The 15,762-nt window shown below is 70.5% G+C and carries 16 protein-coding genes; 7 read left to right on the top strand and 9 right to left on the bottom strand.

All coding sequences use genetic code 11. From position 1 onward, the window contains the following. Positions 1–78 precede the first annotated feature (78 nt). Complete coding sequence (locus ACFWBQ_RS37700) at positions 79–1,161, bottom strand: lactonase family protein (RefSeq protein WP_385508423.1); 1,083 nt, start codon at positions 1,159–1,161, stop codon at positions 79–81. A gap of 140 nt (positions 1,162–1,301) precedes the next feature. Further along, positions 1,302–2,813, bottom strand: a complete 1,512-nt coding sequence (locus ACFWBQ_RS37695) for an FUSC family protein (protein WP_385508421.1) — start codon at positions 2,811–2,813, stop codon at positions 1,302–1,304. Between the two features lie 274 nt (positions 2,814–3,087). Between ACFWBQ_RS37695 and ACFWBQ_RS37690 the strand changes: the two genes are divergently transcribed. From ACFWBQ_RS37690 to ACFWBQ_RS37680, 3 genes are all read left to right on the top strand, one after another. Further along, positions 3,088–3,570, top strand: a complete 483-nt coding sequence (locus ACFWBQ_RS37690) for an Lrp/AsnC family transcriptional regulator (protein ID WP_385508419.1) — start codon at positions 3,088–3,090, stop codon at positions 3,568–3,570. Positions 3,571–3,594: 24 nt separating this feature from the next. Beyond that, entirely contained in the window at positions 3,595–4,278 is a 684-nt protein-coding gene (locus ACFWBQ_RS37685; protein WP_385508416.1) for an HAD family hydrolase, read from the top strand. A gap of 238 nt (positions 4,279–4,516) precedes the next feature. Continuing rightward, the gene (locus ACFWBQ_RS37680) at positions 4,517–5,725 is read left to right on the top strand and encodes a serine/threonine-protein kinase (RefSeq protein WP_385508413.1); all 1,209 of its coding nucleotides are present in this window, start codon (positions 4,517–4,519) and stop codon (positions 5,723–5,725) included. 37 nt (positions 5,726–5,762) lie between these two features. On the opposite strand, the gene ACFWBQ_RS37675 is transcribed toward ACFWBQ_RS37680, so the two are convergent. The 3 genes from ACFWBQ_RS37675 to ACFWBQ_RS37665 form a co-directional block, all read right to left on the bottom strand. Then, positions 5,763–6,755, bottom strand: a complete 993-nt coding sequence (locus tag ACFWBQ_RS37675; RefSeq protein ID WP_385508410.1) for an aldo/keto reductase — start codon at positions 6,753–6,755, stop codon at positions 5,763–5,765. A 56-nt stretch (positions 6,756–6,811) separates the two neighbouring features. Continuing rightward, complete coding sequence (locus ACFWBQ_RS37670) at positions 6,812–8,206, bottom strand: ricin-type beta-trefoil lectin domain protein (RefSeq protein WP_385508408.1); 1,395 nt, start codon at positions 8,204–8,206, stop codon at positions 6,812–6,814. Between the two features lie 108 nt (positions 8,207–8,314). Further along, the gene (locus ACFWBQ_RS37665) at positions 8,315–9,235 is read right to left on the bottom strand and encodes a family 16 glycosylhydrolase (protein WP_385508406.1); all 921 of its coding nucleotides are present in this window, start codon (positions 9,233–9,235) and stop codon (positions 8,315–8,317) included. 186 nt (positions 9,236–9,421) lie between these two features. On the opposite strand from ACFWBQ_RS37665, the gene ACFWBQ_RS37660 reads away from it, so the two are divergent. Continuing rightward, on the top strand, positions 9,422–9,946 hold the full coding sequence (locus tag ACFWBQ_RS37660) for a DUF4232 domain-containing protein (RefSeq protein ID WP_385508403.1): 525 nt from the start codon (positions 9,422–9,424) through the stop codon (positions 9,944–9,946). Between the two features lie 157 nt (positions 9,947–10,103). Next, positions 10,104–10,658: a DNA polymerase ligase N-terminal domain-containing protein gene (locus tag ACFWBQ_RS37655; RefSeq protein WP_385508401.1), complete on the top strand. Its 555-nt coding sequence runs from the start codon at positions 10,104–10,106 to the stop codon at positions 10,656–10,658. 13 nt (positions 10,659–10,671) lie between these two features. Here ACFWBQ_RS37655 and ACFWBQ_RS37650 read toward each other — a convergent pair whose 3' ends face one another. From ACFWBQ_RS37650 to ACFWBQ_RS37635, 4 genes are all read right to left on the bottom strand, one after another. Next, positions 10,672–11,055: a MerR family transcriptional regulator gene (locus ACFWBQ_RS37650; protein WP_385508400.1), complete on the bottom strand. Its 384-nt coding sequence runs from the start codon at positions 11,053–11,055 to the stop codon at positions 10,672–10,674. Positions 11,056–11,084: 29 nt separating this feature from the next. Then, complete coding sequence (locus ACFWBQ_RS37645) at positions 11,085–12,119, bottom strand: MDR family NADP-dependent oxidoreductase (protein ID WP_385508398.1); 1,035 nt, start codon at positions 12,117–12,119, stop codon at positions 11,085–11,087. Positions 12,120–12,219: 100 nt separating this feature from the next. Then, positions 12,220–12,915, bottom strand: a complete 696-nt coding sequence (locus ACFWBQ_RS37640) for a class F sortase (RefSeq protein ID WP_385508425.1) — start codon at positions 12,913–12,915, stop codon at positions 12,220–12,222. Between the two features lie 131 nt (positions 12,916–13,046). Further along, positions 13,047–13,778: a hypothetical protein gene (locus tag ACFWBQ_RS37635; protein ID WP_385508397.1), complete on the bottom strand. Its 732-nt coding sequence runs from the start codon at positions 13,776–13,778 to the stop codon at positions 13,047–13,049. A 523-nt stretch (positions 13,779–14,301) separates the two neighbouring features. Here ACFWBQ_RS37635 and ACFWBQ_RS37630 point away from each other — a divergent pair. Next, positions 14,302–14,847 carry a hypothetical protein gene (locus ACFWBQ_RS37630; protein WP_385508394.1) on the top strand — a complete coding sequence of 182 codons (546 nt, stop codon included), beginning with the start codon at positions 14,302–14,304 and terminating at the stop codon, positions 14,845–14,847. 277 nt (positions 14,848–15,124) lie between these two features. After that, a partial coding sequence (locus ACFWBQ_RS37625) for a discoidin domain-containing protein (protein WP_385508392.1) occupies positions 15,125–15,762 on the top strand: 638 nt, incomplete at its 3' end.

Below are 15,762 nucleotides of genomic sequence, written 5' to 3'. Positions count from 1 at the left end.
GGGGGGCCGCGTGCGGGTTGGCCCCCGGGCGCCCCCCCCCGGCGTTTCCAGGGCCTTTCCCGGGGCGCCGCAGTGGCGTCAGGCGAAGACGACGCAGGAGGCGGCAGGAACGTCGATGGAGCCCGCGTGGGCCGGGATTCCCGTTTCCGCGTCGACGGCGAACCAGCTGACGTTCCCGGAGTGCTCATTGGCCACGTAGAGCCACTGCCCGGTGGGGTCGAGGGTGAGGTCGCGGGGCCAGTGCCCGCCGCAGCCCACGGCTGCGGCCAGGACGGGCTTCTCGGCCGTCCCGTCGAGGGTGAGGACGGAGATGCTGTCGTGTCCGCGGTTCGCGGTCCACAGGAACCGTCCGTCGTGCGAGACCACCACTTCGGACGGGTACGTGCGCACCCCGCCCCCGGCCGTGACGCCCTCGAGATCCGCGCCCTGGGGCAGCACAGCTACCTCGCCGACCGGGTCGAGCCGGCCGGCCGCCGCGTCCCAGCGGCATACGGTGACGGTCGGCTCCAGCTCGTTCAGCACGTAGGCGTGTCCCCCTGACGGGTGAAAGGCCAGATGGCGCGGCCCGGTGCCGGGGCGCAGCGCTGTCTCGCCGTGCAGCCGCAGCGACCCGGTGCGCGGGTCGAGGGCGCAGACGCGTACGGAGTCCGTACCGAGGTCCACACTCAGCACCCAGTTCCCCGACGGGTCGGCGAGCACCTGATGTGCGTGCGGGCCGGCCTGACGGCCGGCGTCCGGGCCGCTGCCCTCGTGCCGCAGCACGGAGGCCGCCGGGCCGAGCGAGCCGTCGGCCCGTACGGGCAGCGCGGTGACGCTTCCGGAGCCGTAGTTGGCGGTGACCAGGTGACCGGCGGCGAGGGCCAGGTGCGTGGGGCTGCTTCCGTCCACGGACTGCACCGGGCCGGCCGGCCGCAGCCCGTCGTCGCCGATCTCCCATGCCGCGGCAGCCCCGTCGGATGCCTCGCTGACCGCGTACAGGAGCCTGGCGCCCGCTTCGGAGGCGGGGCCGACGGTGAGGAAGGAAGGGTCGGAAACGGCGTCCGTGGCCGCGAGCACGGTCAGCGCACCGGTGTCCCGGTCCACGGCGACCGCGGTGATTCCGCGTCCGCCCGCCGAGGTGAACGACCCTATGAATGCCCGCCCGGCGCCGCTGCTGCCCATCGCGCTACCCCTCTTTACCGTCTGTAGTGATCTTCCCGCCGACGGTAGCAGGCAGGCTTTCATGGTCCAGACCAATCCGGAACGCCCGCTGGGGCACGTACCGCTTGCGTACGCGCCCCCTCAATGGGCCGACAGGACGCTCAGGCACCGACCAGCGGGGCGCGGGGGGAACTGTGCAGGGGCGCGGCCAGTTCGGCGAGCGCCCGCTCCAGGCTGTGCAGATGAGCGAGCGCGGGTTCGACGACACCGGCGGGCGGCAGGACGCCGACGACGGAAGCCGTCTCGCGGTGCCGGCGCCCGGGCGCCGTCAGCGCTTCCACGGAGGCTTCGACGCGCCAGCAGGCGGCGGCGAGACGGGCGTCGTGCGACGCCTCGGGGTCCGCCGCGACGGACGCGAGACCGCGCACCTCACGTGCGCACACGTCGAGCAGTGCGAGCACCTGCCCGGCCCGCGCCTTACGGGCACGCAGCGGACTCAGCGGATGGACGAGCGGGCCGAGCGACAGCCGTACGCGCCCGAGGAGTGCTTCCAGTTCGGCAACGCGCGGAGCCGGATCCGCCGTCACCGAACCCGCGAGCCGGGCGGCAGCCTCCGCGGTGCAGGCGTGCACACAGCGCAGGGCCCGCTGGACCCAGGCATCGGTCGTGGCGTGCGTGGTGACCGGCAGCACCAGAAGCACCGCAATCATCGCACCGAGCGCGCCCACACCGGTCTCCACGAGTCGCAGCCCGAGCAGCGCGGGGTCCAGCACGCCGAGAGCCCCGTAGAGCGCTCCTGCCATGACGGTCACCGAGAACATCATCCAGGTGTACGAGACCGCCGCCGAGTAGAAGATCCCGAAGACGCCGGCCGCCACGAGGACGGCGGTGGGCACAGCAGCACCGTGCAGCGGAACGACGACGACCAGGCCGACGGGGATACCGATCAGCGTTCCCAGGACCCGGCGGAATCCCCGCACCAGCGTCTCGCCACAGGATGTCGTGTTCACGAAGACCCACCAGGTGGCGCCCACGGCCCAGTACCAGCGCTGATCGGAGAGGAGCTGCCCCGCGAGGAGAGCGAAGGCGCCGCCCGCGGTCGCCTGGACCGCCTGGCGTGTGGTCGCGCGGGCCAGCCCCCGGCCGGCCACCGGGGTGAGCACCAAGGGCGTGGGCAGCCGCCGCTCGTAGCACCAGAAGCCGAAGCGGACGGCGGACGAGGCCAGCAGGGAGAGGCCGACCGCGGAGTACAGCTCGGGCAACTGCCCGGGAAGTGTGTGCAGGAACTGCGTGACGAAGAAGGACATGAAGGCGAACACTCCGAGCGCGTGCCCCCGCGGCCCCCACCGCCGGGCGTACACGCCGGCGCCCATCACCGCGAGAAAGGCCACGTCGCGCGCCACCGGCTGGTCGTGCAGCACAGCTGCCAGAGCCAGTACGGGCAGCCCTGCGACGGGCAGCAGCGCCGTGGTGACCGCCTGCCCGCGCACGGTGGCGTCGGTCACCGTGAACAGGGCGAGCAGTGCGGCGAGACCGCCGGTGATCGCCCCGACGAGCGAGTGACCGGCAAGCCCGCACACCACGACCGCCAGCCCGATGCCGAGGACGGCCCGGCCCCCGAAGCGCAGGCGCAGCCTGCCCGGATCCGCGGCAACGAACATCCCCTTCAGCAACGCAGGCTCTCCCCTCAGCACCCGGCCCCGTGCACCGGCATGAAAAAGGCGCCACGGGGATCCGCAGCGCCATCGACAGATACATCAGAGCATCTCGGCACCCTATGGCTCAAATCAGTGGGAATTCACTGGACCATTGGTATGCTTCCAGGCTGATATTGCGTGCCACGAGTAGACCAACGGACCCGGCCGGCTCCAGAGCGCGCCGGTCGCGGGCTGTGCCACGGTTACAGTCGGGCGATGGATCACCGAGCCAGGAGGAGAACGGCCGATCATGGCGGTGGACGCCCTCGACACCCGAATCCTGCGACTGCTCATCGAACAGCCGCGCACCAGCGTCCGTGAGTACGCGCGCATCCTGGGAGTGGCGCGCGGCACCCTCCAGGCCCGGCTGGACCGTCTGGAGCGGGACGGCGTGATCACCGGCACGGGACCGGCGCTCTCCCCCGCGGCCCTCGGCCACCCGGTGCTCGCCTTCGTCCATCTGGAGGTCACCCAGGGGCACCTGGACGAGGTGGGCGACGCGCTGGCGGCCGTACCGGAGATCATCGAAGCGTTCTCGACGACCGGGGGCGGGGATCTCCTGACCCGCGTAGTGGCCCGCGACAACGGTCATCTGGAGGATGTGATCCAGCAGCTGATCCAGCTCCCGGGCGTGGTCAGGACGCGGACCGAGGTGGCCCTGCGCGAGAGGGTGGCGCACCGGGTCCTGCCGCTGGTCGAAGCGGTGGGGCGGGCGGCCGGCAGTGCGGGCTGATCACCGGCCGGCATGCTGGAAGCCATGAGTTCCAGGCGCACCCCGGCACCTTGTGTCATCTTCGATCTCGACGGCACGCTCGTCGACAGCGAGCCGAACTACTACGAGGCGGGGCGCCGGCTCCTCTCCCGGTACGGCGTACGGGACTTCAGCTGGGAGAAGCACACCCGCTTCATCGGGATCAGCACCCGGGAGACCCTGTCCGTCCTGCGCGCGGAGTACGGGATCGAGGCGCCGGTCGAGGAGTTGCTGGCGGAGAAGGACGCCCTGTATCTGGAGCTCGCCGGTGCCTCGACCAAGGTCTTCCCGCAGATGCGGATCCTCGTGGAGCGGCTCCACGAGGACGGGGTCGTGATGGCGGTGGCCTCGGGTTCGTCCCGGGCGGCGATCGGAGCCACCCTCGCCGTCACCGGGCTGGACGCGTACATTCCGCTGTACGTGTCCGCCGAGGACGTGGCGCACGGAAAGCCCGAGCCCGATGTGTTCCTGGAGACCGCCCGGCGCCTCGGCGCCGAACCGGCGGACTGCGTGGTGCTGGAGGACGCCGTGCCGGGTGTCGAGGCGGCGTACGCGGCAGGAATGCGCTGCATCGCGATTCCTTTTACCGAAGCGATCGCCGGTGAGGCCGCGTTCACGACTGCGGAACTGCTCTTCCGGGGCGGGCAGGCCGAGTTCACCGCGCAGGCTGTGCTCGACCGGCTGCTCTGAAGGGCGGCCGGCCCGCAGCCGCCCCGCCGGATTCAGCAGGATGGTGGCAGTCCCGGCAACCGGAGGCCCGGCGGACGGATATCCTGATCATGCCGCGCACCCCACGCACCGTACCGAGCCGTTGAGCCCGATGAGGTCGCCGCTGCGGCAGTCGGAGCGGGCCACAGTTCGAGATTGGTGTGCACAGGTGCTGGTAGCTGGTCGGTACCGGTTGGTATCCCCCATCGGCCGTGGCGGCATGGGTGAGGTGTGGCGCGCCACGGACGAAGTGCTGGGCCGGGCCGTGGCGGTGAAGCTGCTGCTCGGGGACCATGCCGACGCCTCGTCGACCGCGCGGTTCCGCCTCGAGGCGCAGACCGCGGCGCGTCTGAGCCATCCTCATCTGGTGGCCGTGTTCGACTTCGGCTCGTGGGAGGACCGCTTCTATCTGGTGATGGAGCTGGTCGAGGGCAGGAGCCTCGGGGATCTGCTGGAGGCTCAGGAGTCGGTTCACCCCGAACAGGTGGCCGGCATCGCGGGCCAGGCGGCTGCGGGACTGGCAGCCGCGCACCGGCAGGGCATCGTGCACCGTGACATCAAACCCGGCAACCTGATGCTGGACGCCGACGGTTCCGTGAAGATCGGCGACTTCGGCATAGCCCAGTTCGTCGACGATCCTTCGACGGCGCTGACCACGGCCGGCCACATCGTGGGGACGAGCCTGTATCTGGCTCCGGAGCGGGCGCTGGGCCGCACAGCCGACTCCGCGTCGGACATGTACTCCCTCGGTTGCGTCATCTACCAACTCCTGGTCGGTCAACCGCCGTTCCGCTCGGACACCGCGACCGCGACGCTCTACCAGCATGTGGATACGCCCCCGGTGCCGGTGAGACAGCGGGGGGTCGACGTCTCCCCCGCCTTCGATTCGTATCTGCTGGGCCTGCTGGCGAAACAGCCCGAGGACCGGCCGAGCGCGCAGCAGGCCTCCGAATGGTTCCGCAGCGGGGCCTGGCGCGGGCGCCCCGAGCCGCTGCCGCAGCATGCTCCCGCCGTCCCGGCATCCGTCGCCCCTGCTGCTCCGGCTGCTCCGGCTCGGGGCGCCGCCGCTCCCGCCACCGGGGGCGTATCGACGTACCGGCTGCCGCAGGCCACCGGGCGCAGACGGGCGGCTCCCGCACCCCGGGCGGCCAGATCGGCGGCCACGCGCCGGCTCAGCGCGGGTGAGGCCATCCGCCGACGGCCCCGTGTGGCGAGTGCCGTTGCCGGAGCCGTTGCCTTCGTGGCGGCGGTGTATCTGGGGACGGTCCTGTTCTCACCGGAATCCGGTGCGGCGGACGTGCCGGACCCCGGCCCCACACCGACCGCGACGCTGCAGTCACCCGCACCTGCCGATCCGGCCGGTCCTGCCGGGGGCGGCACCCGGCAGGACGGTCAGCAGGACGGCGACGAGGGCGAGGAGGACGACTGAGCCCCGCCAGGGCGCGCGGCCCCCACTCGTACCCGCGTCACCAGCGCGCGTGGATCTCCGCGCGGATCCGGCGCTCGTACAGCTCCCGCACCCCGTCCAGCGTGCTCGGCGGCAGCGGGGCCAGCGCAGCGGCGGCCGCGTTGGCCCGGGCCTGAGCCACGGAACGCGCACCGGGGATGACACTGGTGACACCGGGCTGCTGGATGATCCAGCCGAGCGCGGTCTGTGCCGAGGTGGAGCCTTCGGGGGCGAGTTCCGCGAACTCGGCGGCAGCGGCCACACCGGTCGCGTAGTCGACGCCGGAGAACGTCTCCCCCTGGTCGAAGGCCTCGCCGTGGCGGTTGTACGTGCGGTGGTCCTCGGGAGCGAAGACCGTGTCCTTGGTGTACTTCCCGGACAGCAGTCCGGAGGCGAGCGGAACTCGCGCGATGATCCCGACTCCCGCCGCGGCCGCCGCCGGGAGCACCTCGTCCAGCGGCTTGAGGCGGAACGGGTTGAGGATGATCTGCACGCTCGCGACACCGGGCCTGGCGATCGCCGTGAGTGCCTCCGCACAGGTTTCGACGCTCACCGCGTAGGCGCCGATGCGCTGTTCCGCGACGAGCGTGTCCAGGGCGTCGTAGACCGCGTCCGAGGAGTAGACACTCGTCGGCGGGCAGTGCAGTTGTACGAGGTCCAGCGTGTCGACGCCGAGGTTGGCGCGCGAACGGTCGTTCCAGATACGGAAGTTGTCCAGGACGTAGCTCTCGGGGATCTGGTCCGCACGCCGGCCCATCTTGGTGGCGACGAAGACGTCCGCGTCGCCACGGTCCTTCAGATAGCGGCCGATGAGCTGTTCGCTTCGGCCGTCCCCGTAGACGTCGGCGGTGTCGAAGAAAGTGACTCCCGACTCGACGGCCGCGTCCAGGACATCGAAGGCGTCGGACTCCCGCACCTCGCCCCAGTCGCCGCCCAACTGCCAAGTGCCCAGCCCTACGACCGATACGTCACGTCCGGTTTTGCCCAGTGTCCGCTGTTCCATGGGGAGCATGCTACGTCCCTGCGAGGGGCCGGCGGGCGTGGCCGACCGCCGGCCCCTGGGGGCGCTCAGCCCCTGTACTGGGCGAGGACCCCGGTGAATTCCCAGGGCTGCTGGCCGATGCCGGAGCAGGTGTCGGCTCCGCCTCCGGTGCACGGCCGGTCGCGGTTGAGCGACCAGAAGGTGAGCCGTGCCAGGTGGTGCTGCTGGGCGTAGCCGAGGATGGTGCGGAAGTCGGCGACGGTGACGGTCTCGTTGTTGTCGGTGATGCCGTTCATCGAGGAGATGCCGGTGGCCCGGTAGGCCTGGTCGTCGCTGTAGCCGTAGGCGTTCTTGACGGCGGTCTTGAGGCCTTCGGCGGCCCGGACCGTGAGGGTTCCCATGTTCTGGCCCGCCCCGCCGAAGTTGAACGGCATGATCGTCCAGCTGTCGACGGTGAGACCGGAAGCGGCGGCCCGGTTGATGAGTCCGGTGTCGGGGCCGTTCTGGCCGGTGCCGAAGGTGATGTAGATCTTGATGCCGGGGTTGTTGGTCCGGATGGTCCTGAGTGCGTCGACGGTGCGCTGCTGCACGGTCGGGCTGTCGTACGCCGCCGCTTCGATGTCGATGTCGATGGCCTTGAGCCCGTAGGCGTTGATGACCTTCTGATAGGCGGCGGCCAGCTCGCCCGCGCTGGAGCAGGAGCTCTCCAGCTTGTTGCCGCTCCAGCCCCCGAACGACGGGATGACGTCACCGCCCGCGGCCCGGACGGTGTTGACGGTCTGCTGGTCGACGCCGCCGGTGAGCGGGCGTCCGCCGTCCCACTGGGGGTTGCAGTAGCCGTTGCTGAGGACGAAGGCGAGCGTGAACCAGGTGACGCCGGTGGCGTTCATGACGGTCGTCGGGTTCGGCGGGCTGCCCCAGCCGTTGTAGAGGTAGGGAGCCACTGCCATGGGCGCCTTGCCGGGCGCCGGGTCGCCACCGCCTGCCGGTGCGGTCCACTTCTGGTTCGCCGCTCCGGTGCAGGTCCAGATCTGCAGACGGGTTCCGTTGGCCGAGCTGTTGCCGGTGGCGTCCAGGCACTTGTCCGCCGGGGTGGAGACGATGTCGCGTGCGGCCGAGACGGACCAGCGCTGGTTGGCGCTGCCCGTGCAGTCCCACAGCTGGGCGAGGGAACCGTTGGCAGTGCCGCCGTCCTTGACGTCCAGGCATTTGCCCAGTGCCCGGATCGTCCCGTCGGAACCGACGTTCCACTGCTGGGCAGCGGTCCCGTTGCAGTCGTAGAGCTGGACCGCCGTCCCGTTGACGGCCGAGGCCCCGGCCACGTCGACGCACTTGCCCGCCGGCCCTGTGATCTGGCCGACGGCCGTGACTGCCGCACCGGCGGGCACGGCGGGGGTGAGGAAGGAGGCCATCGCCACCAGGGAGAGAGCCGGCAGGACCAGCCGTCCGGCTCTCCTGCGAAATGTGCGCACACCGGTCATACGGTCACCGTCCGTTTCGGGGAAGGTTTCGGGTAGGGGGGAAGACCGGTGCCCGCCCGCAGGCTGTGCGACGGACGGGCACCGGGGTGCTGCGGGCTGGGGTCGGGCTCAGTCGTTGGTGGTCACACGGACGTAGTCGACGACCAGCTGCTGCGGGAAGGTGGTGTTGCCGTCCGGGTCGCCGGGCCAGTAGCCGCCGACGGCGAGGTTGAGGATGAGGAAGAACGGCTTGTTGAACACCCAGGCGTTTCCGTTGAGATCGGCGGGGGTGCGCCGCTGGTACACCGTTCCGTCGACGGACCAGGTGACGGAGTCGGGGGCCCAGTCGACGGCGAAGGTGTGGAAGCCGTCGGCGAAGGCCGCCCCGCCCGGGAGGGTGTATCCGGCACCGATGCCGCCGGAGCCGGAGTAGCCGGGCCCGTGCAGGGTGCCGTGGACGGTGCCGGGCTCGAAGCCGACGTTCTCCATGACGTCGATCTCACCGCTGTTGGGCCAGCCGACGCTGCCGATGTCGGCGCCGAGCATCCAGAACGCGGGCCACATTCCCTGTCCGCGCGGGACCTTCATCCTGGCCTCGACATGGCCGTACGTCTGGGTGAACTTGCCGGAGGTGTTGAGACGGGACGAGGTGTACTCGCAGGTTCCGTACCAGCACTGGTAGTTGCCGGGGTTCTCCTTGCGTGCGGTGATGACGAGGTTGCCCTGGCCGTCGAGGGCGGCGTTGCTGTTGCCCGACGTGTAGTACTGCCGCTCATGGTTGTTGACGTTGTCGCCGGTCTCGATCTGCCACTTGCTGCCGTCGACGGCTGAACCCGCCGCTCCGTCGAACTCGTCGGCGAACGCCACGGCGGCCGGTGCCGCCTTCGATTCCATGGAGGACGCAGCCGTGTGGGGGGCGGGTGCGGCCGAGGCGCCTGCAGGCAGGGCGGTCAGGGCCGCCGAACAGCAGAGCAGCGAGAGGGCGTACATCGTCGCGCGACGCCGTTTCGCCGGGCGCCTCATGGTGTGTTCCGAGGGGGGCACAGTCATCACATCACTTCGAGGTGGAAAAAAATGGGCATGTGCATGACAGGTGTACGCCGAGAGATGAACGAATGGGGCGCTCATCCCGGGCATATATTTCAACTCTTGATTTAAGACAGGTCACGAAGAACCGTCAAGGTCCTGGTCCAGACCGGGCGGGTAGAAGTCATCGCGATAGGGAACGGACAACTCATGCGTATCCGACCCGTAATCGCCGTTCCTGCCACCCTCGCCCTCGCACTGCTGGCTCCGGCCGGGGCCCAGGCCACCTCCTCCGCCGTCGCGGCTCCGGCGCCGCCGACGTGCCGTGAAAGCCGTTTGGCCGTCGCCGCCACCGCGTCGGGCCGGCCCGACGCGGTGCGGGTCAGCATCACCAACCGCGGAGCGCACGCCTGTGTCATCGACCGCATCCCCACCGTCGTCTTCGACGACCTGGACGGCGCGGCACAGCCGGTGCCCGGGAGCGAGAGCGCACCGTACCGCCTGGCGGCCGGGCGCTCGGCGTACGCGGCGGTGCGCACCCTGGACCCCACGTCGACGGAGCTGCGGCTGGTGGACCGGCTGACGGTTGCCGGGGACCCCTCGCACCGGGGACGGACGTTCGACGCCGCCTCCCTGGGAGCCCCTGGCGGTATCCGGGTCTGGGAACCGGTCACCACGTGGTGGCACCCGTCGCAGGCCGCTGCCGACGCGGTACTCGCACAGCACACGCACTGACCGGGCACGCCCCGCGGGCCCACCGTTCGGCCGCCGTCATGCGCTGCGCGGCCGACAGCGGCACAGTGGAGGTACGGACTGTACGGCGCCTGCGCGGCCTCGGCCGGGCAGAGCCGCACGCTTCGTCCGACGGCATCCCGGGCGGAAGGATCCAGGCGTGAACAGCGACGGCGCACGACGTTTCGTGGTGCAGATCCATGACGCCCGGCGGATGCACTTCGATTTCCGCCTCGAACTGGACGGCGTACTCAAGTCGTGGGCCGTGCCCCGCGGCCCTTCGGACAATCCGCGCGACAAGCGGCTGGCCGTGCCGACGGAGGACCACTCCCTGGAGTACGGCGAGTTCGAAGGAGTCATTCCACAGGACGAACAGGGCAGCGGCACCGTCATCGTCTGGGACCAGGGCACCTACCGCCCGCTCAGCCACGACCCCGCGGGCGCCCCCGTACCGTTCGGCGAGTCCCTGGCCCGCGGGCACGCCACCTTCTGGCTCGACGGAAGCAAACTGCACGGCGAATTCACACTCACCCGCTTCCATGTCGGCACCGAGGGCGACACCGAGGGCCCGGAGGCATGGCTGCTCATCAAGGCCAACGACCGGCAGGCCGTCCACGACAGGCCCGGCACCCCCGACCCGTACCACGCCCGCTCGGCACGCACCGGCCGGACCCTGCACCAGGTCGCCGCCGCGGAACGGGAGAGCAACGACTGACCCGTGGTCCGCGTCAGGACACGGCCGCGCGCCCCGCGACCCGGGCCGCGAGCTGCTCACGCAGCCGGCTCAGACGGGCGATCTCCGCATCGAGTACGGCAAGTCTCCGTGCCGCCACCCCCTCGCTCTCCACGCCCCCTTCCATGAATCCGGCGCACCGCTGGGGCGGTCCGTCGACCAGCAGGTCCAGGCGGTCCGAGCAGTGCCGTACATCCTCGACCGTCAGCCCCAATGCCAGCAGCTCACGGATGACCCGGACCCTGGCGACATCACGCGTCCCGTACTGGCGCTGGCCCGTCGTACTGCGCCGGGGAGGTGGCAGCAGCCCTCGCTCCTCGTAGTACCGCAATGCTCTGGGCGTGGTTCCCGCTGCTGCTGCAGCATCACCGATCCGCATCCGCCACCCCCAGGATTCCCGCAGCGTTCTCACAACGTGACGACGACGGTACCGAGGTGGTGACCGCCCATCATTTCGTGCAACGCCCGCGCGGCGTTGTCCATGCCCGCGATCCGCACATGCGGAAAGGTGATCTCGCCGGAGCGCAGCCACTGCCCGAACTTCCGGTTCCACTCCCCGTGCGCCTCCGGGTGGTCGAGCCCGCTGATACCGGTCATCGTGATGCGCTTGACGACGAGCTGGAACGAGTCGATCTCGACCGGGGCCGTGGTGCCGCTCCCGTGCTCGGACAGCTGCCCCGACAGCGCCCCGACCAGTACGAACCGGGCCCCCGGCCGCGCCGCCCCGACGGCCGCCTGCAGCTGCTCTCCCCCGACCATGTCGACAAACACATCGATGCCTCCGGGTGCCGCTTCGGCCAGCTGTGCGGACAGGGAACCCCCCGGTTCCCTCAGCACGACCGCGTCGTACCCCAGGCTGTCCCGCATCCGGGCGGCCTTCTCCGGTGAGCCGGTGCTGCCGATGACGCGGCCGGCCCCGAGCAGCCGGGCGGTCTGGCCCGCCATGGATCCGACCGAGCCGGCCCCGCCGGACACGAACACCGTTTCCCCGGCGCGCAATTCCGCGACCCGGGTCAGTGCCGCGTACGCCAGGGAACCCTGGGAGAGATACGCCACCGGGTCGGGCAGGACGTCGCCGAGCGGCGTGCATCCGGCGGCGGGGACCACGGCGTACTCCCGCCAGCCGAGGTAGTGCGAGACCAGCTCACCGACGGCCGGTCCGCCGGGGCCCGGGTTCGCCACCACCTCTCCGACAGCCGCACCGAACAAGGTGTCCCCGGGGCCCACACCGGGGAAGGGTGCGCCCTCGACTCCCCCGCCGATGACCGTACGCAGGGCGGGAAAGACCTGGAAGTATCCGTTGCGTACCAGCACCTCGCCCTCACCCGGCTGCGGCAGCGGTGTCTCCACGACACGGAAGTGCTCCGGGCGCGGCAGGCCCTCGGGCACGGAGGCGAGCTGCACCTCCCGGGAGGTACGGGGCAGGGACGGCCGAACTGCCATGAGTGAACTCCTCGTCCGCGGGCGTGCCTCCGGCCCTGTGGCCGGAGGCACGCAGACGCTAAACCCTCACCCGTACGTCAAGGGCAAGCCCCGGACCGCGTCACGTTCGGCCGGGTGCATAGAGGTGGGCGAACACCACCACGTTGTCCTCGTAGTCCTTGGCCTTCTTGTCGTACGCGCCCCCGCATGTGATCAGCCGCAGCTGAGCGGTTCCGTTGTCGGCGTACACACGCCGGCTGGGGAAACGCGCCTTGCTGAAGGTCTCGACGGAGTCGACCTTGAACGTGGCGACGGCGCCGTCCGCACGGGTGATGTCCACCGTGTTCCCTGCCTTGAGCGTGCTGAGCAGCAGGAACACGGCGGGGCCCGTCTTGGTGTCGACATGACCCGCGACGACCGAGGTTCCCCGCTCACCGGGGGTGGCTCCGTCCTTGAACCAGCCCACCAGATTCGTGTCGTTCGCCGGGGGTGCGTTCAGCTGCCCCGACGGTCCGATGGACAGCGGCGTGAAGGGGGCGTTGACCGCGATCTCCGCGATCGAGATCCGCTTGGGCTCGGACCGGGGCAGCCAGGGAGCCTCGATGGACCTGGAGGGTGCCGGTACGGGCGAGGGCGAGGCGGCAGAGGGAGCGGGCGCGGGCGCCACGGCGGGGATGGGCGGCCGGACTCCCGCCGAAGCGTCGAAGGAGTTGTGGACGAGGAGGACGCCCAGGCACACTGCCGCGGCGGGCCACAGCAGGGAACGGCCGAGGGCAGGGGAAGCGGACTCTGTATCGGACGACTGCTGGGCGGCCATGCGCATGCTGCCTTTCGTGTACGAGGAGGGTGGGCGCGGAACAGACTGGGGAAGCAGGGAAAATCGGCGCGGCCACCGCCCGGGGAGGGCGGCGGCCACGACAGGAAGACCTTCGGCCGAGCGGGTGCGCGTCAGACTGCTGCAGCACCCGAGGCGTTGCGGCGGCGCAGCCGGTATGCGGCAGCGCCCATACCGCCGAGCATCAGCACCGAGCCCGCTGCCAGGCTGCTGCCGGACAGAGCCATCGCTCCACCGCCGGTGTGGACGCCGCCCTCCGGCTTCTCGTGCTTCCAGGTCTCCGACTTCTCGCTGTCCCTGCTGCCGTACTCGGAGTCCTCTTCCTTGTCCTTCTGCCAGTCGTCCGCACTGGTTCCGGCCAGCGCACCGCCACCTGCGTGAACGCCACCCTCAGGCTTCTCGTGCTTCCACGAGTCGGGCTTCTCACGGTCCGCGTTGTTACCGCCCGCGGAGTCCTCCTCCTTGTCCTTCTGCCAGTCGTCCGCACTGGTTCCGGCCAGCGCACCGCCACCTGCGTGAACGCCACCCTCAGGCTTCTCGTGCTTCCACGAGTCGGGCTTCTCACGGTCCGCGTTGTTACCGCCCGCGGAGTCCTCCTCCTTGTCCTTCTGCCAGTCGTCCGCACTGATACCGGCCAGCGCACCGCCACCTGCGTGAACGCCACCCTCAGGCTTCTCGTGCTTCCACGAGTCGGGCTTCTCACGGTCGTCGTTGCTGCTGCTCGATGAGGATCCGCTGTCCGTGTCCCAACCGTCGGCCGAGGTCACGGCGTATGCGGCCGGCACGGAAACCGCGAGGACCGCCGTGACGGCGGCCGATGCAAACATGGTGCGGGCAGAGCGCATGGATACACAGTCCTTTCGCCACCCCCGCGAAGGCCGGCACGTTGTCGGCTCATCGGATCACAGGTGCGACGTGATCCACCGTCAGCTGAAATGCCGTGTCCCACCACTGGGGAGGGGGGACACCATGGGCCCTTCGTGTGACAGCGAGCCAGATGTCACCCATTGGACGGCACGCCACGCCGAGGGGATGTTTGGGCAGCGGCGATCAAGAGGTGCGCCGGTCGCCGACGGCACACTCCTTACTGGAACCGGCTGCGGGACCCTGTGGCCGTCCAGACCCGTGGGGTACCGGCCGCCGCTGTCCGCCGGGGCGCGGTCGGTGCCGCGGCCCGCGGCTCGGGCGCCGCCGCGGACAACGTGGGCGCGACGGCCCTGTACCGGCCGGTGACCTCCCGGGTGAACCCGGCCCCGGCCGGGGAAGCTGCTCACCGCGTACAGCGACGAGTTCGGCACCGCCACGGTCCCGGGGACGACGGCCGGCTCCCCCTGGCAGTGGGTGCGTGGCCCGGCCGCAGGGGTCGCCATGGCGGGCGGTGCGCTTTCCTGGCCGACCCAGGACGCCGAGCTGTACCTGGGCGACAACAGTGCCTCCGTCCTCCTGCGGGAGGCACCGCTGGGCGACTACACGGTCGAGGCCAGGATGCGGTTCGCGCCGGACCGGGCGGCACAGCAGGCGGGGCTCGTGCTGTACGAGAACGACGACCGCTGGTTCAAGCTCGTCCACTCCGTGCTGCCGCTCACCAACGGCAACGGAGCCCTGCTCCACGTCAGCGAGTTCGGCAAGGAGGCCGAGCGCCCCACCACCACTCCGCCGACCGCTGTCGCCAACGCCCCGATGTTCGGGGGCCCCACGGCCGACAACCTGTGGCTCCGGATGGCGTACCACTACGACGCCGTGCACCAGGAACACGAGGTCCGCGCCTCCACCAGCCGCGACGGCGTCCACTGGTCGGCCGGCAGCGTCTGGACCCTGCCGGTGCGGGGCGAGCTGAGGATCGGTCTCATCTCGCTCAACCGGTCGGGCGCGCAGGCGAACTTCGACTACATACGGACGTTGGGCAACCGGTAGGCCGAACCGCCGCAGCACGAACCGGGTGAGCCGAACCACCACTTCCTGAAGCAATGGTGCGTCAGATCTCACGTTCCGTCACCGAGGAGGGCGAATCAAAGGGGCAATCACGGGGGTGACGCCATCAGTTCTTGTCGCCAACAGGCCCTGGTACATCTGTTGTTGCACATCTCTTGACGCGTTCGTAACAAGGGTGGAGTATCTGCCGCAGCCGGAGAGAGCGCTCTCCGGCTGTGCGCGTCGTGTTCCCGCCCTCACGACTCAGGAGACCCCTCGTATGTACGCACCCCCCCTGTTCCACAGACCCGTTGCCCCACTGAGCAGAAGACGCGGCGGTGTGCTGGCCGTCGTCGCCGGACTCGTCCTCTCGCTCCTGGCGTTCGTTCCCTCGACCCCCGCGAGCGCGGCACCCACGCTCCTGTCCCAGGGCAAGACGGTCACCGCCTCCAGCCAGGAGAACGGCGGTACCCCCGCCGGCTCCGCGGTGGACGGCGACAACGGCACCCGCTGGGCGAGCGCCTTCGCCGACCCGCAGTGGATCAAGGTCGACCTGGGCGCCTCCGCCTCGGTGAGCCAGATCGTCCTGCGGTGGGAGGCCGCCTACGCCACCGGCTACCGCATCGAGTTCTCCGCGGACAACAGCAACTGGAGCACCGCCTACTCGACCACCACGGGCCCCGGCGGAACGGAGACGCTCAACGTCTCCGGTACCGCCCGCTACGTCCGGCTGACCGGTACCACCCGGGCGACCGGGTACGGCTACTCGCTCTGGGAGTTCCAGGTGTTCGGCACGACGGGCGGCGGAGGCGACCCGCAGATCCCCGGCGGTGGTGACCTGGGACCCAACGTCCTGGTCTTCGATCCGTCGACGCCGAACATCCAGGGCAAGGTCGACGAGATCTTCAAGAAGCAGGA

Origin of the sequence: Streptomyces sp. NPDC060035 (assembly GCF_042736635.1) — a bacterium.
In the GTDB taxonomy this organism is placed as follows: Bacteria; Actinomycetota; Actinomycetes; order Streptomycetales; family Streptomycetaceae; genus Streptomyces.
The sequence above is the reverse complement of the archived record's forward strand: the minus strand, read 5'-3'. Positions and strand labels throughout refer to the sequence as shown.